Origin of the sequence: Paenarthrobacter sp. NEAU-H11, from assembly GCF_050573415.1 — a bacterium.
Lineage (GTDB): Bacteria > Actinomycetota > Actinomycetes > Actinomycetales > Micrococcaceae > Arthrobacter.
In genome coordinates this window covers 35,629-59,981 of sequence record NZ_JBNZGA010000021.1, presented here as the reverse complement: position 1 = coordinate 59,981, position 24,353 = coordinate 35,629, and the positions used below count along the sequence as shown (strand labels likewise).

Here is a 24,353-nt window from a genome sequence, read left to right as displayed (position 1 = left end):
GGGACAGGCCCTAGCTGGAGTAGGCGCTGTTCTCGTGCACGTAGTCGTGGGTGAGGTCGTTGGTCCAGATGGTGGCCTCGGCGTCGCCGGCCTGCAGGTCGATGTCCACCCGCACTTCGCGTGGTTCCAGGTTCACGAGGCTCCGGTCGTCACCGATGCTGCCGTTCCGGCAGATCTGGACGCCGTTCATGGCCACGTTGAGCTGGTCAGGCTCGAATGCGGCGTCCGTGGTGCCGACCGCAGAGAGTACCCGGCCCCAGTTGGGGTCCTTGCCGAAGATGGCGGCCTTGAAGAGGTTGGAGCGGGCCACGGACCGGCTCACGGTTACGGCGTCGGCCTCGCTGGCGGCGTTGAAGGTCCGGATGGCGATGTCGTGGCTGGCGCCTTCGGCGTCCGCGATGAGCTTCCGGGCCAGTTCGGCGCAGACCTTGATCAGGCCTTCGCTGAACGCTTCGGCGGAAGGGACAGCACCGGAGGCGCCGGAGGCCAGCAGGACCACGGTGTCGTTGGTGGACATGCAGCCGTCCGAGTCTGCCCGGTCGAAGGTGACGCGTGTGGCATCGCGAAGGACGACGTCGAGCATGTCCGCATCCACCGCCGCGTCCGTGGTGAGCACCACCAGCATGGTGGCCAGGCCGGGAGCGAGCATGCCGGCGCCCTTGGCAATGCCGCCAATGCTGAATTCCTGGCCGTCGGCGTCGCTTCCGATGAACAGTGCAGATTTCGGCACCGAGTCGGTGGTCATGATGGCCACGCCCGCCTCGGGCCCGCCATCGTCGTTCAAGGCCGCAGCTGCTGCCTCCACGCCGGGAAGGATCTTGTCCATGGGCAGCTGCTCGCCGATCAGGCCGGTGGAGCATACAAACACATCCGTGGCCGAGATACCCAGCACCTCAGCCACCTTTTCGGCTGTGCTGTGGGTGTTCTGGAAGCCGGTGGGCCCGGTGCAGGCGTTGGCGCCGCCGGAGTTGAGGATGACTGCGTCCACCCGGCCGTCGGAAACCACCTGGCGGGACCAGTGGACCGGGGCCGCAGCCACCCGGTTGCTGGTGAAGACCGCGGCGGCGGCCTTGGCGGGGCCGTCGTTGACCACAAGGGCAAGGTCCGGCTTGCCGGAAGCCTTTAGTCCTGCGGTGATGCCGGCAGCCCGGAATCCGGAAGGTGCGGTAATGGTCATGGAGCTACTCCCTGCAGGTCGAGGCCGGCGGTTTCCGGCAGGCCAAGCGCGATGTTCATGGACTGGACGGCGCCGCCGGCCGTTCCCTTGGTGAGGTTGTCGATAACGCAGGTAACGATCACCCGCCCGGTGCGGGCGTCGAAAGCCAGCTGCATGGCCGCGTGGTTGGACCCCTGCACTGACTTGGTGCCGGGCCACTGGCCCTCCGGCAGGACGTGCACAAAGGGTTCGTCGTCGTACGCGTCGGTCCAGGCCTGGCGCAACTGTTCCGGCGTGGTACTGCTTAGTGCCTGCGGCTTTACCCTCGCCGTCGCCGTGGTGAGGATCCCGCGGCTCATCGGAGCCAGGGTGGGCGTGAAGGAGACGGTGACCTGCTCCCCCGCCGCATTGGACAGGCCCTGTTCAATTTCGGGGGTGTGCCGGTGGCCGCCGCCCACGCCGTAGGGACTCATGGAGCCCATCACTTCGGCACCGATCAGGTTCACTTTCGCTGCCTTCCCCGCACCGGAGGTACCGGACGCGGAAACGATCACGACGTCGTCGGGCTCCAGGAGATGCGCGGCGAACCCTGGCGTCAAGGCCAGCAGGGCCGACGTCGGGTAGCAGCCGGGCACGGCGATGCGGGTTGCGCCCTTCAGGGCCTCGCGCTGGCCGGGAAGTTCCGGCAGGCCGTACGGCCAGGTGCCCGCGTGGGCAGAGCCATAAAACTTCTCCCAGGCCGCGGGGTCCTCGAGGCGGTGGTCCGCCCCGGCGTCGATGACGATTGTCCCTTCCGGGAGCTGCGCCGCGATCTCCGCGGAGGCACCGTGCGGCAGGGCGAGGAATACGACGTCATGGCCGGCGAGGTTCTCCACCGTGGTGTCCTCGAGGATTCGGCTGGCCAGACCGTGCAGGTGGGGCTGCAGCTCGCCGAGCCGGGAGCCGGCATTGCTGTGGGCCGTGATGGCCCCAATGGTGACATCCGGGTGTCCGGCGAGGAGGCGCAGGACTTCTCCACCGGCATAACCGCTGGCGCCTGACACTGCAACAGAAATAGTCATGGACTCCACCTTACAGCAAGAATATGCACTGGTCCCGATATTTATGCATCAGACCCTGGATGTTTGCCTCGGCACCGGGTTTCCCTTCGGTTTCCCTAGGATGGATCGTGCAGCCGGGGCTGGAAAGGCCAGGCCCGGGGAAGGAGAGCCATGACGCATGCAATCGTCGCACGGCAGGCAGGCGGCCCGGAAGTCCTCGAATACGCGGAGGTGGACCAGCCGGTCCCCGGCCCTGGCCAGTTGCTGCTCAAAGTGGGTGCGGTGGGAGTGAATTTCATCGACACCTACAAGCGCAGCGGCGCGTACAAGGTCCCGTACCCCTTCACGCCGGGTTCCGAAGCAGCGGGCACGGTTGCCGGACTGGGCGAAGGAGTGACGGGATTCGCCGAAGGAGACCGCGTGGCCACCGCCGAGGGCACCAGCTGCTACGCCGGCTACGCCGTGGTGGATGCAGACAAGGCCCTGCCAGTGCCCGAGGGACTCGACGACCTCACCGCCGCCGCCCTCCCGCTGCAGGGAATGACCGCCCACTTCCTGATCAACTCCACCTTCAAGGTGGAGCCGGGGCACACTGTACTGCTCCACGCTGGCGCGGGCGGTGTTGGCCTGCTGATGATCCAGCTGCTCAAAGCCAAGGGCGCTACCGTGGTCACCACGGTGTCCACGGATGAAAAGGAGCGGCTCGCCCTCGACGCCGGCGCGGACCATGTGCTGCGCTACAGCGGATTTACCGACGCCGTCAGGGACCTCACCGGCGGCAGGGGCGCCGACGTCGTGTACGACGGCGTGGGAAAGGACACTTTCGACGGCTCGCTGGCCGCCCTGCGCATCAGGGGGACGCTGGTGCTTTTCGGCGCCGCCTCGGGTCCCGTTCCCCCGGTGGATCCGCAACGGCTCAACGCCGGCGGCTCGCTCTTCCTGACCCGGCCCACGATCGCGCACCACCTCCTGGACGCGGCGGAACGGCGCTGGCGCTCGGACGAAATCTTCGCCGCCGCCGCCGACGGCAGCCTGAAAGTGAGGGTGGGCGGAACCTATCCCCTGGCCGAGGCCGCCCAGGCGCACCGCGACCTTGAAGGGCGCCGCACCACCGGCAAGGTGGTCCTGGTTCCGTAGGTCGTCACTTGTCGGGGGGCGCACATTAAGGAAGCACCATGAACACATGTCGAACACCGGGTGGACGGCAGGCAGACCAGGACACTTCCCGTTCATCTTGCCCCGGCACACTGCACAGGTGACCGAGCAACAGAGCGGCAGCCGGGCAGCCGACGGCTATGCCGCGGACCCAGCCCCGGAACGGGCCCCTGACAAGATCCGGGAGCAGGCCCGCCACCAGCCGCAGCTGGCCGGCGCCGCTGCCGCTCCCCCGGCACGGACGCTGGTGGACATCCTGCTGGAGACCGCGGAACGGTTTCCCGATGCCTCAGCCCTCGACGACGGCCGCGAGTCCCTGAGCTACGCCCAGCTGCTGGCGGAAGTACGCTCCGCCGGGCGGGCGATGCACCACGCCGGACTGGGCGCAGGCGACAGGATCGGCGTGCGGATCCCCTCCGGCACCAACAGGCTGTACGTTTCCATCCTTGCCATCCTGCTCATCGGCGCCGCCTACGTCCCCGTCGACGCGGACGATCCCGAAGAGCGCGCCAGGCTCGTCTTCGCTGAAGCCGGGGTAGCCGCCGTGGTCACGGAAAAGGGCATCACCCTCAACGGCAGCAGGCCCACGCCCCACCCCGCGGCCCGGACCGCGGATGTGGACGACGACGCGTGGGTGATCTTCACGTCCGGCTCAACCGGAACGCCGAAGGGCGTTGCCGTACGGCACCGTTCTGCTGCCGCCTTCGTTGACGCCGAAGCCCGGCTCTTCCTCACGGCGGAGCCGATCGGAACGGCAGACCGGGTGCTGGCGGGGCTGTCGGTGGCGTTCGACGCGTCCTGCGAGGAAATGTGGCTTGCCTGGCGGCACGGTGCCTGCCTGGTCCCTGCCCCCCGCGCCCTGGTGCGAACAGGGATGGACCTGGGCCCCTGGCTCATCAGCCACGGGATCACCGTTGTGTCCACGGTCCCCACCCTGGCAGCCCTCTGGCCCGCCGAAGCGCTCGAGAACGTCCGGTTGCTGATCTTCGGCGGGGAGGCATGCCCGCCGGAACTGGCGGAGCGGCTGGCCGTTGACGGCAGGGAAGTGTGGAACACGTATGGCCCCACCGAGGCCACCGTGGTGGCCTGCGCTGCACCGCTGGGCGGGCCGGGTCCGGTGCGGATCGGCCGTCCGCTGGATGGCTGGGACCTGGCTGTGGTGGACGAGGGCGGGATTCCCGTTCCCGAGGGAGGCGTCGGCGAACTCATCATCGGCGGCGTAGGGCTTGCCCGCTACCTTGACGCGGCCAAGGATGCCGACAAGTACGCGTCGTTTCCCACGCTCGGCTGGGACCGCGCCTACCGCTCGGGGGACCTCGTCCGCTACGAAGCCGAGGGCCTCATCTTCATGGGCCGTGCCGATGAGCAGGTCAAGCTGGGTGGCCGCAGGATCGAACTCGGCGAAGTCGACGCAGCCCTGCAGGCCCTGCCGGGCATCGCGGGCGCTGCTGCCGCCGTCCGGACGACGGCGGCGGGGAACCAGATCCTGGTGGGGTACCTTGCGCCGGCGGGACCTCCTGGGCCCGACCTGGCCGCCGCCCGCAAGCTCCTCGCTGACAGCCTTCCGGCCGCGCTGATTCCGCTGCTGGCCGTCGTCGACTCCCTGCCCACCAAGACCAGCGGCAAGGTGGACCGCCATGCCCTGCCCTGGCCGCTCACCGGCAGCGGCGCCGACGAAGCAGGCCAGGCCCCGCTGAACCTTCCCGATGACGCCCAGTGGATCGTTGAGCAGTGGGGCGCGGTCCTTGGCAGTAACGCAACCAGCCTCGACGCGGATTTCTTTGCGGCCGGGGGCGGGTCCCTTGCCGCCGCGCAGCTCGTCTCTGCGCTGCGGGTCCGCTACCCCACCATCACAGTGGCAGACATCTACGCGACGCCGCGCGTCGGGGCCCTGATCGATGTGGCCCGGCAGTCACTGCCGGACGGCACTCCCGCCGGCCCTGCCGAGGTCCGAACTGTCCGGCCCACGGCCCGGAAGTCGCAGGTTTTCCAGACGTTGATGGGCGTCCCGCTGCACATCCTCGTGGGCATGCGGTGGCTGACCTACCTGATGGCGGCCAATAACCTGCTGGCAGGACTGGCCGGCTTCACCGCCGCAGCCACGGTGTCCTGGTGGTGGGTGGGTGCGTCCTGGCTGGTGTTCGTCAGCCCTGCCGGTCGCATGCTCCTCTCCGTCGCAGCAGCCCGGATCCTGCTCCGGAACGTCAAGCCGGGCACCTATCCCAGATCGGGGAAAGTCCATCTCCGGCTCTGGCTGGCTGAGCAGATCCAGGACCTTGCGGGAGCGGTCAGCCTGGCGAGCGCACCCTGGGTGCCGTACTACGCCCGCGCCCTCGGCGCGAAGATCGGGAGCAACGTTAACCTGCACTCGCTGCCGCCGGTGACCGGGCTCCTGTCGCTGGGCACCGGAGCCAACGTGGAGCCCGAAGTCGACCTTTCGGGATGGTGGATCGACGGTGACAGCGTGCACATCGGAGCCATCCGGATCGGCGCAGGCGCCACCGTGGGGGCCCGGAGCACCCTGATGCCCGGCGCCAGCATCGGCGCCGGCGGCCAGGTGGAGCCCGGTTCGGCGGTCCTGGGCAAGGTCAAGGCGGGCCAGGTTGTGGCCGGCTCGCCGGCAGAACGCCGGGGCAAGGCGAAACAGAACTGGCCGGCCCAGCCGGACACCGGCGCCATGCTTGCCCGGCTCTGGTTTACCGCCTTCGCGGCCGCCAGCGCACTGCTGGCCATGATCCCCTACCTTTCCGCAGGCGCTGCCTGCCTGGTGGCCTTCCTGTTCATCAGGGGCCACAGCTCCCTGTCCGAGGCCTGGCTTCCCCTGCTGGCCTCCCTGCCCCTTGCCGCCCTGGCCTGGTTCAGCGCCAACCTGCTGCTGGTCCTGGGAACCACCCGACTGCTCGGGCTGGGCCTGCGTGAAGGCTACTACCGCGTGCGGAGCCGGATCGGCTGGCAGATCTGGGCTACCGAGCGTGTGCTGGACCTGGCCCGGGACCTCCTGTTTCCCGTCTACGCCAGCCTCTTCACGCCCGTCTGGCTTCGCCTGCTGGGAGCAAAAGTCGGCAAGAACGTCGAGGCCTCCACCGTGCTGCTGGTTCCCAAGATGACCACCGTGGGAGAGGGCGCGTTCCTGGCGGATGACACGATGGTGGCCTCCTACGAGCTTGGCGGCGGCTGGTTGCGGATCGCCCCGGCCAAGATCGGCAAGCGCTCCTTCCTGGGCAACTCGGGCATGACGGGAGCCGGCCGTAGTGTTCCCAAGAACTCGCTGGTGGCCGTGCTGTCCGCGACGCCGTCCAAGGCCAAGTCCGGAACCTCCTGGCTGGGCAGCCCTCCTGTCCGGCTGCGGCGCACGGCCATCGCCTCGGACAGTTCGCTCACCTACCGGCCGCCTCCCAGGCTGAAGCTGGCACGTGCGTTGTGGGAGGCCTGCCGGTTCGTTCCCGTGGCGCTCACTGTGGGCCTTGCCGCGGGCGTGCTGCTGGCCCTGGACTGGCTCGCCGCATCCTTCAACTACGCCGCGGCGGCCCTGCTGGGAGGCATAGTGATGCTGCTGGCCGGTGCCGTGGCCGCGGCCAGTGCCGTGGTTGCCAAATGGCTGCTCATCGGCCGTATCAGGGCCGGGGAACACCCGCTGTGGAGCTCGTTCATCTGGCGGAACGAAGTGGTGGATACGTTCATAGAAATGGTCAGCGCGCCGTGGTTCGCCCGGGCCGCCACCGGCACGCCGGCCCTTGTGTGGTGGTTGCGCGGACTGGGCGCCAGGATCGGCCCCGGAACATGGTGCGAGAGCTACTGGCTGCCGGAAGCCGACCTTGTCACCCTGGGAGCGAACTCCACGGTCAACCGCGGCTGCGTGGTGCAAACGCACCTGTTCCACGACCGCATCATGAGCATCGGCCCTGTTACGCTCGAAGACGGCGCAACGATGGGACCGCACGGTGTCATCCTCCCGCAGGCGCGCATCGGCCACGGCGGAACGGTGGGACCGGCTTCCCTGGTCATGCGCGGGGAAACGGTTCCGGCCGGAACCTACTGGATGGGCAACCCCGTCAGTCCATGGGCCGGCCCCGGCGTTCCTGCACCCCGCCCGAAGTAAGTACCCGCCACGTTTGTGATTGAGGCCCGCGTCCATGAGTCTTCCTGAACCAGCAACCTCCGGACCTGCCGCCGGGACAGCCATCCCGGGAGTGCTGTCCGACCCCTACATGCCGGGCCACGGTAGCGACTCGTACCGCGTGTCCCGCTACGAAGTGGACCTCGACTACCGGATGGCCGCCAACCGGCTCAGCGGCCGTGCCGTCATTCACGCCACGGCGGCCCGGCAGGCGTCCGCCGTCGTCCTGGACCTGGCAGGCCTTCGCGCCGTTAAGGTGCAGCTGAACGGGCGGCGCGTGCGGAGGTTCTCGCAGCGCGCTGAACAACTGGTGGTCCAGCTGGACGCCGGCCTCGCCGTCGGCGAAACGTTCACCCTAGACGTCCGTTATGAGGGCAATCCTGCGCCGCGCCGCGGGCTGTGGGGCGAGGTGGGCTGGGAGGAACTGACCGACGGCGTGCTGGTGGCTGGCCAGCCCAACGGCGCACCGTCCTGGTTTCCGTGCAACGACCATCCGCGGAGCAAGGCAAGCTACCGGATCACGGTAACTACCGACGCCAATTACCGTGCCGTCTGCAACGGCCGGCTGGTAGGGCACAGCACCAGGGCCAGCCGGGAGACCTGGACCTACGAGCAGGAGGAGCCCATGGCCACCTACCTGGCCACGGTCCAGATCGGGCGGTATGAATCCCTGGTCCTTGACCCGGGTGACGCCCCGGGAGGCGTGCTCCAGACCGCGGCCGTCCCGCCCGCACTGGCAGGGGCTGCCCGCCAGGGGCTGCGCCTCCAGCCCGACATGATGCGCACCTTCGTCACGTGCTTTGGGCCTTACCCATTTTCCGAGTACACGGTTGTGGTGGCCGACGATGTCCTGGAAATTCCGCTGGAAGCCCAGACCATGGCCATTCTGGGCCGCAACCACCTCAGCCTGGACTGGGATGCCCAGCGCCTGATCGCCCATGAACTCTCGCACCAGTGGTTCGGAAACTCCCTGACAGTCCGCGGGTGGCACGACATTTGGCTGCACGAGGGGTTTGCCTGCTACGCCGAATGGATCTGGTCCGAGGCGGCCGGGGTGATGACCGCCCAGGACAGGGCGGCCGCGGCCTGGCGCAGGCTTTCCGCCGCCGGGCAGGACCTGCTCATCGGCGACCCCGGACCGGCCCTGATGTTTGACGACCGTGTCTATAAGCGCGGGGCCTTGGCGCTGCATGCACTGCGCATGCATTGCGGGGACCTTGCGTTCTTCACCCTGTTGCAGGAATGGACCAGGACCCACCGCCACGGCTCGGTCTCAACGGCCGACTTCATCCTGATGGCGAACGGCGTAGCGGGCAGCGACGCCGAAGCAGTGCTCCACCCCTGGCTCTTCGAGCTCGCGCTCCCGCCGTTGCCTGCCCCGCGAAGCCGGCGGGGTTAGCCCAAGGCGACGGCGGCGACCAGCGACGCCGGCAGCCCCGTAGCAGCAGACGGCAGGTCCTGTACTCCAGGTTCCTCCAACGCGGCGACCGTGCGGGGATCCACCCGAAGCCCCTCGCCGGTCATTTTGAGCCAGGCCTCCTTCCGGCTCCAGAGCCGGGCACGTTCGCGCAGGAGCGCCTTTCCTTCCAGCCCCGCGAGGGTGAGCTCCTCCGAGCGGGACAACGCCACGGCGTCGAACCCCTCGAAGCCGAGCCGTTCCGGATTTTCGGCGTCCACCCCCAGCCGTTCTCCCCTGCCCGGCGACGTAACCGCGGCGAGCAGCACCCAGTTGCCGGTCCTGGCCATGCTCAGCAACAGGGGCAAGCGCCGGCCCCGGTGCGTGAAGCCCGGCCGGCCGTGGGAGAGTCCGGGTCCGGAGCCGCATTGGGGACAGGAGTAGGAGGACCGCAGCTGCGATGCCGGCAGATCGAGCACGTCGCCCGCAAAACGGCGCAGCGCTGCCCTGCCGGCCAGGAAACGCTGCGCAGCAGCCGGCTCCAGGGCCGCGGCCCGCAGTTCCTCTGCACGTTCAGGGACGAACCCTTCCGGGCCGTCCTGATGCGCCTGCGGGCAGCGGACATCAGTTGTGATATCCACTGCCCGCAGGGCCAGCCTGGCGTCCATGGGACCTGGGTACAGCCCGCCTAGCGCTGGACCGCGCCGAAGCGCTCAGCGGCCAGGGCCACGGCGCTCTCGCGTGCGGCCGACGCCTCGTCCGCCGTCAGGGTGCGGTCGTCGGCACGGAACCGGAGTCCGAAAGCCAGGGACTTCTTGCCTTCCTCGATCCCCTTGCCGGCATAGACGTCGAAGAGCGCAACGTCCTCCAGCAGTTCACCGGCACCCTCGCGGAGGGCGGCCAGCACGTCATCCGCCGGGACCCCGGCGGGAACCACCAGCGCCACGTCCTGGGTAGCCACCGGGAACGTGGAGATGTGCCGCGCCACGATGACATCAGGCGCGGCCTCGAACAGCGCGTCGGCGTTGAGCTCCAGTGCAACGGAGCGTGCAGGCATGTCGGAAGCCGCCAGCAGCTTGGGGTGCAGTTCTCCTGCATAGCCCACTACTTCGCCCGTGCGCAGGGACAACCGGGCGGCACGGCCCGGGTGGAACGCCTGGTGCGCACCCTGGCTGACCACAATGTCCACGCCTAGGACGTCCCCGGCGAGGCGGGCGATGTCCAGCGCGTCAGCCCAGTCCCACGGCCGCGGCGTGTGGCCTGCGGCGGCGGGCGAATCATGGCCCGTGAGGACTGCGGCGAGGTGGAACGGCTGGGCGGGAACGCCGTCGTACAGCGCGTCCAGCACCTCATCGGCAGGCTTGGCTCCGAGCGGCGGGATGGAGTCCGTGCCCATTACCTCTGCCGGCAGGAACACCAGGCCCGATTCGAAGAGTGCCAGGTCCCGGAATCCACGGGAGTGGTTCCGCTTTGCCACCTCAATCAGCCCCGGCAGGATGGAAGTGCGCAGGAAGCCCTGCTCCTCACTGATCGGGTTGGCCAGCTTGACCGCGGTCCGGACGGCCCCCTCTTCAGGCACGCCGAAGGTGTCATTGGACGCCTTGGATACGAAGGGGTAGGCCAGGACTTCGGTGAGGCCGGCATCAGCCAGCGCCTGGATAAGGCGGCGGCGCTGCTGCTGCACGCGCGTCAGGCCGCGGCCGGGAGGCGCCACAGGCAGCGTCGCGGGAATCTGGTCGTAACCCACCAGCCGGGCGATCTCCTCGGAGAGGTCCTCCTTGGTCTCCAGGTCGTGGCGCCAGCTGGGGGCCGTCACGGTCCAGCCGCCGTCGCTCTTCTCCACGGCTGCGCCCAGGTCCTCCAAGGAGGTGACAATCTGCTCTTCGGTGAAGTCGATGCCGATCCGTGCGGCCGCGAAGGCTGCCGGAAGTTCTATCGCCACGGAGTCAGGGGCGGTGCCGACGTCGGTTCCCGCCTCGTCTGCCGTGCCGCCTGCGAGTTCCACGAGGAGGTCAACCACCCGCTGGGCGGCGATGCCGGCCACCTGCCAGTCAACGCCGCGCTCGAAGCGCTTGGACGCCTCGGACGGCAGTTTGTGGCGACGGCGGGAACGGGAGATGGATACCTCGTCGAAGTGCGCCGCCTCCACCAGGATGTTCGTGGTGTCATCGGATACCTCGGTGTCGGCTCCGCCCATCACGCCGGCGATGCCGATGGCGCCGGAGTCATCGGTGATCAGCAGGTCCTCGGCATCGAGGGTGCGTACCTTGTCATCGAGGGTGGTGATCTTCTCGCCGGCCGCGGCACGGCGCACCACAATGTCCCCGGACAGCTTGTCCAGGTCGTAGCAGTGCGTGGGCTGGCCGAGTTCCAGCATCACGTAGTTGGAGATGTCCACCGGCAGGGAGATGGAGCGGATGCCGGCCAGCCGGAGCCGGGACACCATCCACGGCGGGGTGGGCCTGGTGGCGTCGACGCCGCGGACGGTCCGTGCCACGAAGCGGTCGCAGCCGGCGTTCCCGTAGATGGGCGCATCGTCGTTGAGCTTGACGCCATACCCGCCGGAGAGCTCCGCAGGAGCGTTGACGCGGGACGCGGGATCCGTGAAGGTGGTCCCCGTGGCGTGCGCGTATTCGCGGGCAACCCCGCGGATGGAGAAGGCGTAGCCGCGGTCCGGGGTGACATTGATTTCCGCGGCTTCGTCATAGAGGCCCAGCAGTTCCATGGCGTCGGTGCCCACCTCGGGGTCCAGCCCGATGCGGGACAGCACCAGGATGCCGTCGTGGTCCTCGCCGATGCCCAGTTCGCGGACGGAGGCGATCATGCCGGCGGAAAGGTGGCCGTAGGTCTTGCGCGCGGAGATGTGGAAATCGCCCGGCAGCACGGCGCCCGGCAACGTGACCACCACTTTGTCGCCCTCTACGAAGTTATGGGCGCCGCAGATGATGCCCTGCACGCCGGAGGGGTCGATGCCCTTGCCGGTGAGCGTCTGCTCCTGCCCCTCGGGGACAACGCGGACCTGGCACCAGTTGATGGTCTTGCCGTTGGTTTGCGGTTCTTTCACCAGGCTCAGGACCTGGCCCACCACGATCGGGCCCTTGAGGGTGTCCGTGGGACGGTGGACGTCCTCTTCCTCAAAGCCCACCTTGACCAGTTCGGCCATCACGTCTTCGGCCGTCGCTCCGGCCGGTACCTCCGCGAATTCACGCAGCCAGGAAATTGGGATACGCACTGTTAGATCTCCATCCCGAAGTGCTCGCTGAAACGTACATCGCCTTCGATCATGTCGCGCATGTCCCCCACCTCGTTGCGGAACATGAGGGTGCGCTCGATGCCCATGCCGAAGGCAAAACCTGAATAGACGTCCGGGTCGATGCCGGCGGCGCGCAGGACGTTGGGGTTGACCATGCCGCAGCCGCCCCACTCGATCCACGCCGGGCCGCCCTTGGCGCCGGGGTGGAAAATGTCCAGCTCGGCAGAGGGCTCCGTGAAGGGGAAGTAGTTGGGCCGCAGCCGGATCCGGGCTTCGTCGCCGAACATCTGCCGGGCGAAGTGCTCCAGGGTGCCGCGCAGGTCCGCCATGCTGAGCTTCTTGTCGATGGCGAGGCCTTCGAACTGGTGGAACACCGGCGTGTGCGTGGCGTCCAGCTCGTCCGTGCGGAACACCTTGCCCGGGCACAGCACGTAGATGGGCAGCTCGCGTTCCAGCATGGAGCGGACCTGCACCGGGGACGTGTGCGTGCGCATCAGCAGGTGGGCCTCGGGCGGCTCCACGAAGAAGGTGTCCTGCATTTCGCGGGCCGGGTGGTCCGGCTTGAAGTTCAAGGCGTCGAAGTTGAACCACTCCGATTCCACTTCCGGACCCTCGGCGATTTCCCAGCCCATGCCCACGAAGATGTCCGCCACGCGGTCCTGGAGGGTGGACAGGGGGTGCCGGGCACCGGCACGACGACGGCGGGGGGCGGCCGTGACGTCAACCGTCTCTTCCAGCAGGATACGGGCGTCGTTTTCGGCTTCCAGCTCGGCCGTGCGGTCCGCGAGCGCCTTGTTGACCCGACCGCGGGAGGCACCCATCAGCTTTCCGGCCACGGCCTTCTGGTCCTTGGGCAGCTTGCCGATTTCGCGGTTCGCAAGGCTGAGGGGAGACTTCTCGCCGGTGTGGGCAAGCCTCACCGCCTTCAGCTCGTCAAGGGTGGCCGCGCCGGTGATGGCGGCAACGGCCTGGTCTACGGCGGCAGTGATGGCGGCTTCATCCGTGGGGTTCGGGATGGCGGCGCCCGGCAAAGTTTCAGTCATCTACTGTTCTTAGCTACGAGTCGTGGCTGCCGGTGAACGGGACAGCCAGCGCGGTTTCCCGGCGGCGCGTCCATCACTGGCAGGTCATGGATGAATGCCCCAAGTGCAGGGCGTTCAATGACCAGGTCAGGGCACACCGGCGGAACCGGCGGCCACTATCCTCCAGTCTAATTGAACCGTCCGGCTAGCATGGCCTCATGACTGCGCCTCGAAGCCAGGAAGCCCCGGAGGGCCTCACGGCCGCGCAGCGGCTGAGGCAGGCCGCCAACCTGGTCAACGGCAGCACTGTCCTCGGCGTCGCTGTCGCTGTCGCCGCCCGCACCGACGTCCGCAGGGGGCCGCGCGGCATGGTCCTTGCGGGCGGGTACAGTTGGCGGCTGCCGTTCGCGGGAGCGTTCACCCTGGGCAACGTGGTGCTCTGCCGCTGCCCGGCCGACAAGCTGGCGGCGCAGCCGGCCCTGCTGGGCCACGAAGAAGAACACTGCAGCCAGTACGCCTGGTGCCTGGGCTTCCCCTTCCTGCCGCTGTATCTCCTCAGCGCCGGGTGGTCCATGCTGCGCACCGGCAACCCAGGGACCGCCAACGTTTTTGAACGGCACGCCGGACTCGCCGCCGGCGGCTACCCGGTACGCCCCCGCCGCCCCCGGCGCCGGGGACCGTCAGAAGTGGAGGCGTGACCCATGGCAGCGGATTCCGGCAGCGGCGGCGGGGCAAGGGGCGGAGTGGGGGTTCCCGGGTATCAGCCCGGGGCCGTGGATTCCCCTGGAAATGGCTCCCGCGGCACTGAGCCGCGCGGCACTGTCACCGTCACCGGGACCGGCTCGGCGGATGCTGCCCCCGACCTGATGGTGGTCTCCATCGGGGTGGAGTGCCGCGCCGAATCCGTGGAGGCCGCCTACTCCCGGGCCGGCGCCGGCTCCGATGCCGTTGCCTCCGCCTTCCGCCGGCACGGCGTTGAGGATGCCGACATCCGCACTGCGGCCCTGAACGTGCGGGCGGATATGACATGGCGGGAAGGCGAGGGCCAGCGGGTTACGGGGTACGTTGCTGCCAGCACCCTCACCATAAGGTTGCGGGCGCCTGGTTCCGCCTCCGCCGCAATCTCCGAAGCCGTTGGGGCGGGCGGCAACGACGTCCGGCTGAACGGCCTCGAACTCACCTTCAGCGACGACGCCGCAGTCCGGGCACGGGCGCGTGAAGCTGCCTGGCTGGATGCAGCGAGTACCGCACGCCAGTACGCCCAGCTTGCCTCGGCCCGGTTGGGGCGGGTGCTTTCCGTAGTGGACAACGTCCCGGTCCAGGGTCCGGTGCCGCTGGCCCGGATGCAGCGCGCCGCTTCCGTGGAACAGGTCGCCGTGGAGCCGGGGGACTCCACCGTGGCCGCTGCAATCACGGTGGTGTGGGAGCTCCAGGACCTCACGTAGGCGGGCTTCGGCACGCCGGCCGGGCGGGCCGATGCTTGACTTTAGTTCGAACATACATTCGAATAGGGGCATGAGATGGGACGCCCAAGCACTGATGCCCCGGCCGGGAGAAACTGCTCCGGGCACCGCCTCACCCGCCCTGCTCCCGCTGGCCGGCCTGGTCCGCTCGGTCACCACTCCCGAGTTCGCCGGCATCACCTTCCACGAGGTCACCGCCAAATCGGTGCTCAACAAGGTGCCGCCCGGTTCAAGGATGCCGTTCGAGTGGACCATCAACCCCTACCGGGGCTGCAGCCACGCCTGCGTCTATTGCTTCGCCCGGAAAAGCCATACGTACCTGGATTTCGACCCCGGCCTGGACTTCGACAGCCAGGTGGTGGTCAAGGTCAACGCCGCGGAGGTCCTCCGCAAAGAACTGGCCAAGCCTTCCTGGGGCCGCCACCAGGTGGCCCTCGGCACCAACACCGACCCCTACCAGCGTGCCGAGGGCCGTTACCGCTTGATGCCCGGCATCATCACCGCCCTGGCTGACTCGGGAACTCCCCTCTCGATCCTCACCAAGGGGACGCTGCTGGCACGGGACATTCCATTGCTCAAGAGCGCCGCAGCCCAGGTGCCCGTGGGCCTGGGCATCTCCCTCGCCATGACCGATGAAGCACTCTCCGAGGCCGTCGAGCCGGGAACGCCGGGACCCCGGGCACGGCTCAAGCTCGTCTCCCGCCTTCGCGAGGCCGGACTCCCCTGCGGGGTGATGGCCATGCCCATCCTCCCCTGGCTTTCGGACAGCGATGACGCCTTGGATGCTCTTTTCGCTTCATTGGCTGCCGCCGGGGCCACCGGAGTGACCGCCGGAGCCCTCTACCTCAAACCGGGCACCAGGGAGTGGTTCATGAAGTGGATCGCCGCGAACCATCCCGGACTGGCCGGCCGCTACCGCCGGCTCTACGGCTCCGGCTCGTATGCCTCCAAGGAGTACCGCTCCTGGCTGGCCGGCAAGGTCCGGTACTTCAAGGCACGCCATGGCTTCACCAATTCGTCCGGCTTCAGCCACAGGGACCTGGAGGACGACCCCCGCGGCGAGGAGGCTGCCTACCCGGCGGGCGCCATTCCGGCAGCGGCAGGGCATGATGCGGGTAGCTCCATGCCCGGCGTACCCGGGCTGCCGGCACAGGGAGGACCGGCAGAACAGGCAACGCTCTTCTAGGAGCGCGCAGCCTCAGCCTGGACACCCAGGGCGGAAAGAAGCGCCCTGACGATCGGGAAATCGGCAGGTATCCAGGGCAGGCCCAGGACCGCTTCCGGATCAGACAGTGCCACCCACCGCAGGTCATCGTGGTCTTCAAGCGGCCGCGCTTCCCCGCGGGTCACCTCCGCGAGCCACACCCGCATGCTGGCACGGCTGTTCAGCGGCCACCCCTGCGGTGCCCCGGCCGGAAGCTCGGGGCCGAGCCGGACGCCGATGCCGAGTTCCTCGTACAGCTCGCGGGCCAGCGCGGCTTCCGGTTGCTCTCCGGATTCCACCTTGCCGCCGGGGAACTCCCAGAGGCCGGCCAGCTCCTCCGGCGCGCTGCGCCGCGCCACCAGCAGCAGCGAAGGTTCCGCCAGGCTGTCAACGACGGCTCCGCCTACCACCTGTATCAGTCCAGTCACTGGCTCATTCTATGGGGGACAATGGTGGGGCCGGACACACCATTCCTGCAGCGGGAATACCACTCCCCCTTCCCGGGGTTGTTGGCAGGGTCCGGACTTCACCAGCCCCACTGCCGTGGCATCGGTCCCATCACCAGTTTCTACCCCGAAAAGCAGGCCCATGAGCAGCGTCCTCGAAACATCCACGGCAGCCCCCACCCGATCCCCCAACATCGCCATGGCCATCTTTGCCCTCGCCATGGGAGGGGTGGGCATCGGGGTTACGGAATTCACCATGATGGGCCTGCTGAAGGAAGTGGAGCAGGGCCTCGGGATATCAACACCGGAAGCCGGCCACCTCATCTCCGCCTATGCCTTGGGCGTTGTAGTCGGGGCCCCGCTGCTCGCCGCCGTCGGGGCCAAGCTCCCCCGCAAGCACCTGGCCCTCGGGCTCATCCTTTTTTTCGCGGTGGCCAACTTCCTTTCCTTCCTCGCGCCCGACTACGGGACCATGCTGGCCTCGCGCTTCGCCGCAGGCCTGCCGCACGGTGCGTTCTTCGGAGTTGCGGCGGTCATTGCAGCCTCGCTGGTTCCGCCAACCCGGCGCGGGTGGGCGATCTCCATGGTGATGGCGGGGCTCAGCATCTCCAACGTGGTGGGGGTGCCCTTTGCCACCTGGATGGGCCAAACGTACGGCTGGCGGCTGCTGTTTATCCTGGTGGGATTGATAGGACTGCTAACGCTTGCCCTGGTCTGGAAATTCGTCCCGTTCCACCACGCCCACCCGGACGCAAGCATCCGGCGTGAACTGGGAGCCCTCAAGCGCCTGCAGGTCTGGCTCGCCATCCTGATCGGCATCGTAGGCTTTGGCGGCTTCTTCGCCACCTACACCTACATCGCCCACACCATGACACTCGTGGCAGGCATGCCGTCGTCACTGATTCCGATGGTGGTGGCGCTCTATGGCCTGGGAATGGTAGCCGGCAACATCGTGGGCGGCAGGTTCGCTGACAAGTCCGTGATGGGAACCCTGTACAAGGTGCTGCCCGCCATAGCTGTTGCCTTGGTGGTCTACGCCGTGGCCGTCCACTGGCCGTGGTCTGCCTTCGTCATGGTGTTCGTGGTGGGCGCTTCCGGGTCCATGCTGGTCCCGGCGCTGCAGACCCGGCTCCTGGATGCGTCGCCGGACGCGCCGTCCCTCGCTTCGTCACTGAACCATGCCGCGCTCAACGTGGCCAATGCGCTGGGGGCCTTCCTGGGCGGGGTAGTGATCGCGCTCGGCTGGGGTTACGTTGCCCCTGCGCTGGTAGGCGCCGTCCTCGCCCTGTTGGGACTCGGCGTCGCCATCGCCAGCGGACTCCTGGAACGCAAGAAGCCGCTGACCGCCTGATCCTTTGGGACCGGGGCGGCCGGCGGCTTCCGGCCAGCCAGTAGTTACGGAAGCACCGTTACGGCTGCGGGGCTGCGGCGGCAGGCTGCTGGTCCGCCTCTGTGGCATCGGCCCGGTGAAGGTCGGGCTCCAGGTAGATGACCCGGGCGATGGGCACGGCCGCGCGGATCCTCGCTTCAGCAGCGTCGATCTCGCGTGCGATCTCGACCCCCGTGGTGGAATGGCTGATGGCGATCTTGGCGGCCACGAGGAGCTCCTCCGGGCCAAGGTGCAGGGTCTTGAGGTGGATGATGCGCCCGCCGTCGGCTTCGATCGCCGCGGCGATCTTCCCGACGTCGTCCTTTGTTGCGGACTCGCCCAGGAGCAGGGACTTGGTTTCCAGTGCGAGCACGACGGCGATGGCCACCAGCAGCAGGCCGATCATCGCCGTGCCGGCGGCATCCCAGAGTCCATCACCCGTGATGAGCGTCAGGCTGACGCCGATAAGGGCGAAGACCAGGCCCACGAGCGCGCCAAGGTCCTCGAGCAGGATCACCGGCAGTTCAGGCTGCTTGGCGCTCCGCACGAACCTGGCCCAGGACTGCTGCCCGCGGACGTGGTTCGACTCGATGATGGCGGTCCGGAACGAGAAGGACTCGGCAATGATCGCACCCAGCAGCACGGCCAACGGAACCCACCAGAAGTCCCCTTCGATGGCATGCGGGTGCTGGAACTTGTCCCATGCCTCATAGAGGGCGAAGAGGCCGCCGACGCTGAACAGGACGATGGAGACAATGAAGGCATAGATGTAGCGCTCCCGGCCGTAGCCGAAGGGGTGCTCGGGGCTGGCAGCCCGTTTCGCTTTCTTGCCTCCTACCAGCAGAAGGACCTGGTTGCCTGAGTCGGCCACGGAGTGGATGGCTTCGGCGAGCATTGACGAGGAAAGCGTGAGGGCATACGCCACGAACTTCAGGGCGGCGATGGTCAGGTTGGCAGCCAGGGCCGCCACAATCGCCTTGGTACCGCCATGTGCAGCCAAGGGGCTTCACCTCTTTACGTTTACGGTTCAGTTAGGACAATGCGGATCCGGCCCCGGCCCGCCCATAGTCACCGTACCCGCCGCAATGTCCTGCATGCGCCAGCGACTGACCCTAAGCCTGCTGACATTGGCGGGGCCCTATGTTAGCTTGAGCCTCATCGGGACCATCAGATCCCGGCCACTATAAGGAGGAGACATGGGTTTTCTTGCTTGGATTATCCTCGGCCTTATCGTAGGGGCCATTGTTAAGGCCGTCATGCCCGGACGGGTTGGCGGGGGCTGGGTCACCAGCCTTGTTTTGGGTGTAGTGGGCGCCATTGTGGGCGGCTGGATCGGCAGCCTCCTGTTCAACAAGGGCGATCTTGCCTTCTTCGACCTGGGCACCTGGATTCTCGCTATCGTCGGCGGCCTTGTTGTTGCCGGCATCTACGGGGCTATCACCGGACGCGGCAAGGCTACCCGCGCACCCTGATTTGCTACCCTGTTTGAACATCAACAGCAAGGGCTCCGGAAAATCCGGAGCCCTTATATTTTTCAACCAACCGGGTTTTTCAAGCAGCCGGGCAAGGCACTGCTGCCGAGTCCGGGCGGAGAACGCCGACGGGTCCTGCCGTGCAAAGTCCTGCGAGGCAGAGTCCTTCGGGGCAGCGAAAGCCTAGGCTGTCACCCGGGCGGGCAGGTGCTGGGACCGGGCGCTGGCGTACAGGCAGACCGTGGCCGCGGTACCCAGGTTCAGGCTCTCCGCGGAGCCGTACACCGGCACGGCCACCCGATGGTCTGCCAGCGCAAGCTCCTCCTGGGACAGGCCCTGGGCCTCGTTCCCGAAGAGCCACGCGGTGGGCTGCTCCAGGGCATAGGCCGACTCCGGACCTTCACCGGTCAGCCGACGCCGGGCGTTCTCATCCTGCAGGGTGTCCAGGTTGAGGGAACCGTAGCCGTCCGCCGCTAGGATGCCTATCCCCCGTGCCCGGCAGGCCGCAACCAGGCCGCCGATGTCGGCACCCAGCACCACCGGGAGGTGGAAGAGCGAGCCGGCCGTGGAGCGCACCGCCTTGGGGTTGTAGATGTCCACGCTGGAGGATGTGAGGATGACGGCGTCCGCGCCGGCGGAGTCCGCTGCCCGCAGGACGGTTCCCGCGTTCCCGGGGTCACGGACCTGGCACAGCACGGCAATCAGGCGGGGCCCGGCGTCGAGCACTTCTTCCAGCGCCACGTCCAGGAAGCGGCAGACGGCGACGATCCCCTGCGGGTTGACTGTGTCCGCCATGGCCGTGAGGACCTCGTCAGTGGCAAGGCGGGCGTTGACCCCTTGGGACAGTTCCTCAAATTCCGGGAACCGGTCCAGGCAGCTTTGGCTGGCAAAAACCTCCGTGACCACGCCCGGGGCGCCGGCGGCAAGGCGCTGCTGGTGGAGCCTGAGGGCTTCGCGGACCGCCTGGGGCCCTTCAGCCAGGAACAGGCCGCGCTTTAAACGGGCCGGGCGCCCGGCAAGTTTTGCCACGTCCCTCACCCGATCAGCTCGGGGATTGGACAGCGGAAAATCTTGCGGGCGCCCGGTTTCGTTCATATAAGAACTTTAGTGGCTAGGGCCACGGGTTCCTGAACCGTCCCTGGCGGAACAGCCGGCTGCTAGGCAACAACCTTCTTGGCGGAGGTGTCGGCAGGCAGGGAATCCTTGGCAACCTTGACCAGCGCTGCGAAAGCGTTGGCGTCGGAAACGGCCAGCTCGGCCAGCATGCGGCGGTCAACCTCAACCTCAGCGGCCTTCAGTCCCTGGATCAGGCGGTTGTAGGTGAGTCCGTTGGCGCGGGATGCAGCGTTGATGCGCTGGATCCACAGGCGGCGGAAGTCGCCCTTCTTCTTCTTGCGGTCGCCGTAGCTGTACACAAACGAGTGCAGCAGCTGCTCTTTGGCCTTGCGGTACAGGCGTGAACGCTGTCCACGGTAGCCCTTTGCGCGTTCAAGGATAACCCGGCGCTTCTTGTGGGCGTTGACCGCCCTCTTCACACGTGCCACGTGCGTACTCCTTCGAAAATCTGATCCCAAGCATCTACTGCCGGTTTCCCGGCGGCCTGAGAAGGCTTTTTGGTAGGTGACCGGCCACCAGGTGGTGGTCAGTCAAAGAACTTGGAAACTAGATGCCGAGCATCTTCCGGATGACCTTGGCATCGCCCTTGAAGACGATCTTGTCGCCGGCAAGGCGACGGGTCAGCCGTGAGGACTTGTGCTCGAGGTAGTGGCGGCGGTTGGCCTGCTGGCGGCGCAGCTTGCCGCTGCCGGTCAGCTTGAAGCGCTTCTTGGCACCACTGTGGGTCTTCATCTTCGGCATGGGAACCGATCTCCTTACGTATCCGCAGGCTGGGCCTGCGGCTCTCTCGCGCAGCCGCCCCTGCGGGCGGCATGCTGGTTGCTGACTGTCCGGGGACGGAACCCCGGGCAGCTATGAACTAAGTGGTCTTCTTGCCGGCCGGCTTCGGCGCTGCCTTGGGGGAAGGGCGGGCAGCAGGCTTCGGCGCGGCGGGCCTGGCCACCGGCTTCGGCGGAGCAGGAACCGCTGCGGGCTTCGGCGCTGCTGCCGGAGCCGCCGGAGCAGCCGCGGCGGGCTTCTCGGCCACAGCCTTGGGGGCGGGAGCAGCCTTCGGAGCAGCAGCCTTGGGGGCCGCCGCCTTCGGAGCAACTGCCTTCGGAGCCTCCTGCTTCGGAGCCTCCTGCTTGGGTGCTTCCTGCGTCGGAGCCTCCTGCTTCGGAGCTTCCGCGGCCTTGGCGGGAGCTTCGGCTGCAGCAGGCTCGACGACGGCGGCCGGCTCCTGCGCAGGGGCCTCGGCTACTGCCTCAGGTTCGGTCGAGACGGTGAATCCTTCGGGCAGCAGATCCGCCAGGGACTGCGTCAAAGGCGCCTGATCGTCGCCGGACGTGTCAACACGCCCGGAAGCCTTGGCTTCGTTCTGTGCCTTCGCCTCGGCACGCTGGGTGGCGCGACGGGCTTCGGCCTTGGCCTCCGCCTTGTTCTTCAGCGGGCCAACCACCATGACCATGTTGCGGCCGTCAATGCGGGGGCTGGACTCCACAACGCCCACTTCAGCGACGTCGTCGGCGAAGCGCTGGAGGAGGCGGATGCCCATTTCCGGACGCTGCTGCTCACGGCCACGGAACTGGATCATGGCCTTGACCTTGTCCCCGGCGCCGAGGAAGCGCAGTGCGTGCCCGCGCTTGGTCTCGTAGTCGTGGGTGTCGATCTTCAGGCGGAAGCGGATTTCCTTCAGAACGGTGTTCGTCTGGTTCTTCCGGGCTTCGCGTGCCTTAACCGCGGCCTCGTACTTGTACTTGCCGAAGTCCATCAGCTTGCACACCGGAGGCTTCGCCTGAGGTGCAACTTCAACGAGATCAAGGTCGGACTCGGCAGCCAGACGCAGGGCATCCTCAATACGGACGATTCCTACCTGTTCACCTGCAGGGCCGACCAGCCGCACCTCGGGGACGCGGATACGCTCATTGATTCTTGGCTCGCTAATGTTAAAGCTCCTGTTTTTGTTGTGGAATCCGGCAAATAGAGAAGGCCCCCAATTGCCGGAGCAATCGAAGGCCTCTGAAAGATCGGATACAGCTCCCTTACAGGGACTGCACGCACAGTTCCGGCCGATGCCGGTTCCATGCCCAACCAGGTACCCGGCAACCTTGAGTTCCTAAACTTCGGAACAGCGGCTGACGCGGGTGGGAGAGAACTCCGCTTGCAAACTGCATGCCATCTTACAGAAAAAATTCCCGTCAACGCAGTGCAGCGCCGGTGGGAACCTTGATTGTTGGATCAATCTCTGAAATAACGACATCCAGTTGGTCTGTGTCAAGCTTACCAGTATGAGCACCCCAGACAGTAATTCACACGTTTTCGAGCCCGCGCCCGCCGGTCCCGATGTCTCCCGGCAGGTCCGCGACATTTCCGAAGTTCCGGCGATCGAGGTCATCACCACCGCAGCCGTCCATCTGATGAGCGCAGCCGCCGTCAAGCTGGGGCTGGCGGCGGAGGACAACGCCGAGGAGCTGAAGGACCTGGACGAGGCCCGGAAACTGATCACGGCCCTGGCCGGCCTGGTGACCGCGGCCGCGCCCGAGATCGGCTCCCAGCACGCAGGGCCGTTGCGTGACGGCCTGCGGTCGCTGCAGCTGGCGTTCCGCGAAGAGTCGCTGATTCCCGATGCCCCGGGCAAGGGCCCGGGAGAGAAGTACACCGGGGCAGTGAACTAAGGAAGAACCCACCCAAGCGCCTTGCGACGGCGGGACGGCCTTTACGGGTCGTCCCGCCGTCGTCGTTTCCCGGGCAAAGTACCTCCACGGTCCATCGATTGCTCCGTAGCTGCCGTTTGGCGCGGCCAAAAGGACAACTGTGGAGCAACCGATGGAAGAAACTGCGTCAAGCAGCGCGGCGCCGCCGCTGCTGGAGGAACAGCCCGGCAAAGCACAGCAGCACGCCGGCGACCCCCACCGACGCAAACCCTCCGGACGGTCCTGTGCCGTCGATGAAGACGCCCGCGAGCGGCGCACCCAGGGCCACGCCAGCCGTCAGCGCTGAGCCGTACCAGCCCATGGCCTCCCCGCGGCGTTCCTCGGCCACCACGTCCGCCACCTTTTCTGATGCTGATGACAGCACGGGCGCGCACAGCAGTCCCGGCAGGAGCGAGGCGAAGGCCAGGGTCCAGGTGTCATGGGCGAAGCCCATGGGGATCGTCAGTGCCGCCATCCCCAGCAGCAGGACCAGCGGAGAAACGGGACGGTGCATGGCGCCGTACACCAGGCCACCTACCACCGACGCTGCGCACCAGAAGACGAAGACGATGCCGATGTCGCGCTGGTGGCCGCCCGTCTCCAGGGCTGCCACAATTCCCACATCCGTCCCGCTCAGGACCATGCCGGCGCCCGCTGCCACCGCAAAGACCGCGGCCACGGCGGCCGTGAACCATGTGAAGTTGTGCGCAACCTTGCCGCGGAGGCCGGCACGGCCCCGGGCTTCCGCAGGCGCCAGTTCCGCCGCCGCCTCCTGCAAATGCGCGGGGGCGGCGGACACGACGGCGGCCTCTGCCGCGCGGCACTCGTCAGCGCTGGATTCCTTGGATTGCGCAGCACTGCGGGTGGGCGGGTTGAACCACATCAGGAACAGGCCGGCCAGCGACGTGGAAACGCCCACCACGGTCAGGCCCAGCACTGTGAACCCGCTGGTGGCCACGATGGCACCCGCAGCGGGGCCGATCATGAACACTATCTCGGTGGTGATCGCGTCGAGGGCGAAGGCCGTACGGCGCTGGTCGCCGTCGGCCAGAACGCCCAGGGACTGGCGGACCACGCTGAAGATGGGGAGCGTGAGCAGGCCGCCCACAAACACCAGCGGAAGCAGCCACTGGTAGGACACATGCGGAACCACAGACCAAATGACGGTTTCCGAGATCACGGAAGGGATCAGTGCGGTGCGCAGGCCCACGGTGTCCACGCGCCGCCCGCGCCACGGCGCGCCAACGGCCATGCCGATGGTCATGACGGCGGCGGCGGCGCCCGCGGCGGCATATCCCTGGTCCAGGGTGAGGACGATGTGCAGGGTCAGCAGCACGCCGGCCGCGGAATGGGGAATACGGGCAACCATGCCCACCAGCAGCAGCCTGCGGACGGGCCCGACGGCGAGCAACTCCCGGTAGAGAGCGAAATTCACGGTGATCCTCATGTCTGCCGTAGCGGGCCGGGGATCA

General features: G+C 67.5%; 21 protein-coding genes. 9 read left to right on the top strand and 12 right to left on the bottom strand.

The features are described 5' to 3' along the window. Positions 1 to 10: 10 nt before the first annotated feature. On the bottom strand, positions 11 to 1,177 hold the full coding sequence (gene argJ / locus ACQ3DC_RS19525; RefSeq protein ID WP_157238558.1) for a bifunctional glutamate N-acetyltransferase/amino-acid acetyltransferase ArgJ: 1,167 nt from the start codon (positions 1,175 to 1,177) through the stop codon (positions 11 to 13). Continuing rightward, positions 1,174 to 2,217, bottom strand: a complete 1,044-nt coding sequence (gene argC, locus ACQ3DC_RS19520) for an N-acetyl-gamma-glutamyl-phosphate reductase (protein WP_157238559.1) — start codon at positions 2,215 to 2,217, stop codon at positions 1,174 to 1,176. The genes argJ and argC overlap by 4 nt, the downstream gene beginning before the upstream one ends. 150 nt (positions 2,218 to 2,367) lie before the next feature. On the opposite strand from argC, the gene ACQ3DC_RS19515 reads away from it, so the two are divergent. The 3 genes from ACQ3DC_RS19515 to ACQ3DC_RS19505 all read left to right on the top strand — a co-directional run bounded on the left by ACQ3DC_RS19515 (position 2,368) and on the right by ACQ3DC_RS19505 (position 8,867). Then, a complete protein-coding gene (locus ACQ3DC_RS19515) occupies positions 2,368 to 3,333 on the top strand; it encodes a quinone oxidoreductase family protein (protein WP_430752987.1) in 966 nt (321 codons plus the stop codon). 196 nt (positions 3,334 to 3,529) lie between these two features. Continuing rightward, positions 3,530 to 7,450 carry a Pls/PosA family non-ribosomal peptide synthetase gene (locus ACQ3DC_RS19510; protein WP_430752993.1) on the top strand — a complete coding sequence of 1,307 codons (3,921 nt, stop codon included), beginning with the start codon at positions 3,530 to 3,532 and terminating at the stop codon, positions 7,448 to 7,450. A gap of 34 nt (positions 7,451 to 7,484) precedes the next feature. Continuing rightward, positions 7,485 to 8,867 (top strand): M1 family metallopeptidase, encoded by a 1,383-nt coding sequence (locus tag ACQ3DC_RS19505; protein ID WP_430752986.1) that lies wholly within the window; start codon positions 7,485 to 7,487, stop codon positions 8,865 to 8,867. Here the strand turns inward: ACQ3DC_RS19505 and ACQ3DC_RS19500 are convergent. Genes ACQ3DC_RS19500 through pheS form a run of 3 tightly spaced genes read right to left on the bottom strand, consistent with a single transcriptional unit; the run spans position 8,864 to position 13,160 of the window. After that, positions 8,864 to 9,532: a 4'-phosphopantetheinyl transferase family protein gene (locus ACQ3DC_RS19500; protein WP_321215886.1), complete on the bottom strand. Its 669-nt coding sequence runs from the start codon at positions 9,530 to 9,532 to the stop codon at positions 8,864 to 8,866. The two genes, ACQ3DC_RS19505 and ACQ3DC_RS19500, sit on opposite strands and share 4 nt — an antisense overlap. Positions 9,533 to 9,552: 20 nt before the next feature. Continuing rightward, positions 9,553 to 12,096 (bottom strand): phenylalanine--tRNA ligase subunit beta, encoded by a 2,544-nt coding sequence (gene pheT / locus ACQ3DC_RS19495; protein ID WP_430752985.1) that lies wholly within the window; start codon positions 12,094 to 12,096, stop codon positions 9,553 to 9,555. Positions 12,097 to 12,098: 2 nt separating this feature from the next. Then, positions 12,099 to 13,160, bottom strand: coding sequence for a phenylalanine--tRNA ligase subunit alpha (gene pheS, locus ACQ3DC_RS19490; RefSeq protein WP_430752984.1), 1,062 nt, complete (start codon positions 13,158 to 13,160; stop codon positions 12,099 to 12,101). A 197-nt stretch (positions 13,161 to 13,357) separates the two neighbouring features. On the opposite strand from pheS, the gene ACQ3DC_RS19485 reads away from it, so the two are divergent. From ACQ3DC_RS19485 to ACQ3DC_RS19475, 3 genes are all read left to right on the top strand, one after another. Continuing rightward, the gene (locus tag ACQ3DC_RS19485) at positions 13,358 to 13,837 is read left to right on the top strand and encodes a hypothetical protein (RefSeq protein ID WP_430752983.1); all 480 of its coding nucleotides are present in this window, start codon (positions 13,358 to 13,360) and stop codon (positions 13,835 to 13,837) included. 3 nt (positions 13,838 to 13,840) lie between these two features. Further along, a complete protein-coding gene (locus ACQ3DC_RS19480; protein ID WP_430752982.1) occupies positions 13,841 to 14,584 on the top strand; it encodes an SIMPL domain-containing protein in 744 nt (247 codons plus the stop codon). A 70-nt stretch (positions 14,585 to 14,654) separates the two neighbouring features. Next, on the top strand, positions 14,655 to 15,788 hold the full coding sequence (locus tag ACQ3DC_RS19475) for an Rv2578c family radical SAM protein (protein WP_430752981.1): 1,134 nt from the start codon (positions 14,655 to 14,657) through the stop codon (positions 15,786 to 15,788). Here the strand turns inward: ACQ3DC_RS19475 and ACQ3DC_RS19470 are convergent. Continuing rightward, positions 15,785 to 16,234: a (deoxy)nucleoside triphosphate pyrophosphohydrolase gene (locus ACQ3DC_RS19470; RefSeq protein ID WP_323057588.1), complete on the bottom strand. Its 450-nt coding sequence runs from the start codon at positions 16,232 to 16,234 to the stop codon at positions 15,785 to 15,787. The two genes, ACQ3DC_RS19475 and ACQ3DC_RS19470, sit on opposite strands and share 4 nt — an antisense overlap. A gap of 160 nt (positions 16,235 to 16,394) precedes the next feature. Between ACQ3DC_RS19470 and ACQ3DC_RS19465 the strand changes: the two genes are divergently transcribed. After that, on the top strand, positions 16,395 to 17,603 hold the full coding sequence (locus ACQ3DC_RS19465) for an MFS transporter (protein ID WP_157238567.1): 1,209 nt from the start codon (positions 16,395 to 16,397) through the stop codon (positions 17,601 to 17,603). Between the two features lie 58 nt (positions 17,604 to 17,661). Here the strand turns inward: ACQ3DC_RS19465 and ACQ3DC_RS19460 are convergent, their stop codons facing one another. Then, positions 17,662 to 18,621 (bottom strand): cation diffusion facilitator family transporter, encoded by a 960-nt coding sequence (locus tag ACQ3DC_RS19460; RefSeq protein ID WP_323057589.1) that lies wholly within the window; start codon positions 18,619 to 18,621, stop codon positions 17,662 to 17,664. A gap of 196 nt (positions 18,622 to 18,817) precedes the next feature. On the opposite strand from ACQ3DC_RS19460, the gene ACQ3DC_RS19455 reads away from it, so the two are divergent. After that, complete coding sequence (locus ACQ3DC_RS19455; RefSeq protein ID WP_066274925.1) at positions 18,818 to 19,093, top strand: GlsB/YeaQ/YmgE family stress response membrane protein; 276 nt, start codon at positions 18,818 to 18,820, stop codon at positions 19,091 to 19,093. A 183-nt stretch (positions 19,094 to 19,276) separates the two neighbouring features. Here ACQ3DC_RS19455 and ACQ3DC_RS19450 read toward each other — a convergent pair whose 3' ends face one another. The 4 genes from ACQ3DC_RS19450 to infC all read right to left on the bottom strand — a co-directional run bounded on the left by ACQ3DC_RS19450 (position 19,277) and on the right by infC (position 22,091). Then, entirely contained in the window at positions 19,277 to 20,188 is a 912-nt protein-coding gene (locus ACQ3DC_RS19450; RefSeq protein WP_430752980.1) for a TrmH family RNA methyltransferase, read from the bottom strand. Between the two features lie 62 nt (positions 20,189 to 20,250). Continuing rightward, positions 20,251 to 20,637 (bottom strand): 50S ribosomal protein L20, encoded by a 387-nt coding sequence (gene rplT, locus ACQ3DC_RS19445; protein WP_066274920.1) that lies wholly within the window; start codon positions 20,635 to 20,637, stop codon positions 20,251 to 20,253. Between the two features lie 118 nt (positions 20,638 to 20,755). Beyond that, entirely contained in the window at positions 20,756 to 20,950 is a 195-nt protein-coding gene (rpmI, locus tag ACQ3DC_RS19440; RefSeq protein ID WP_009358635.1) for a 50S ribosomal protein L35, read from the bottom strand. A gap of 118 nt (positions 20,951 to 21,068) precedes the next feature. After that, the gene (gene infC / locus ACQ3DC_RS19435; RefSeq protein ID WP_430752979.1) at positions 21,069 to 22,091 is read right to left on the bottom strand and encodes a translation initiation factor IF-3; all 1,023 of its coding nucleotides are present in this window, start codon (positions 22,089 to 22,091) and stop codon (positions 21,069 to 21,071) included. A gap of 385 nt (positions 22,092 to 22,476) precedes the next feature. On the opposite strand from infC, the gene ACQ3DC_RS19430 reads away from it, so the two are divergent. Then, positions 22,477 to 22,863, top strand: a complete 387-nt coding sequence (locus tag ACQ3DC_RS19430; protein WP_157238571.1) for a DUF1844 domain-containing protein — start codon at positions 22,477 to 22,479, stop codon at positions 22,861 to 22,863. A 166-nt stretch (positions 22,864 to 23,029) separates the two neighbouring features. Here the strand turns inward: ACQ3DC_RS19430 and ACQ3DC_RS19425 are convergent, their stop codons facing one another. Further along, positions 23,030 to 24,316 (bottom strand): MFS transporter, encoded by a 1,287-nt coding sequence (locus ACQ3DC_RS19425; protein ID WP_430752978.1) that lies wholly within the window; start codon positions 24,314 to 24,316, stop codon positions 23,030 to 23,032. Positions 24,317 to 24,353: the final 37 nt, after the last annotated feature.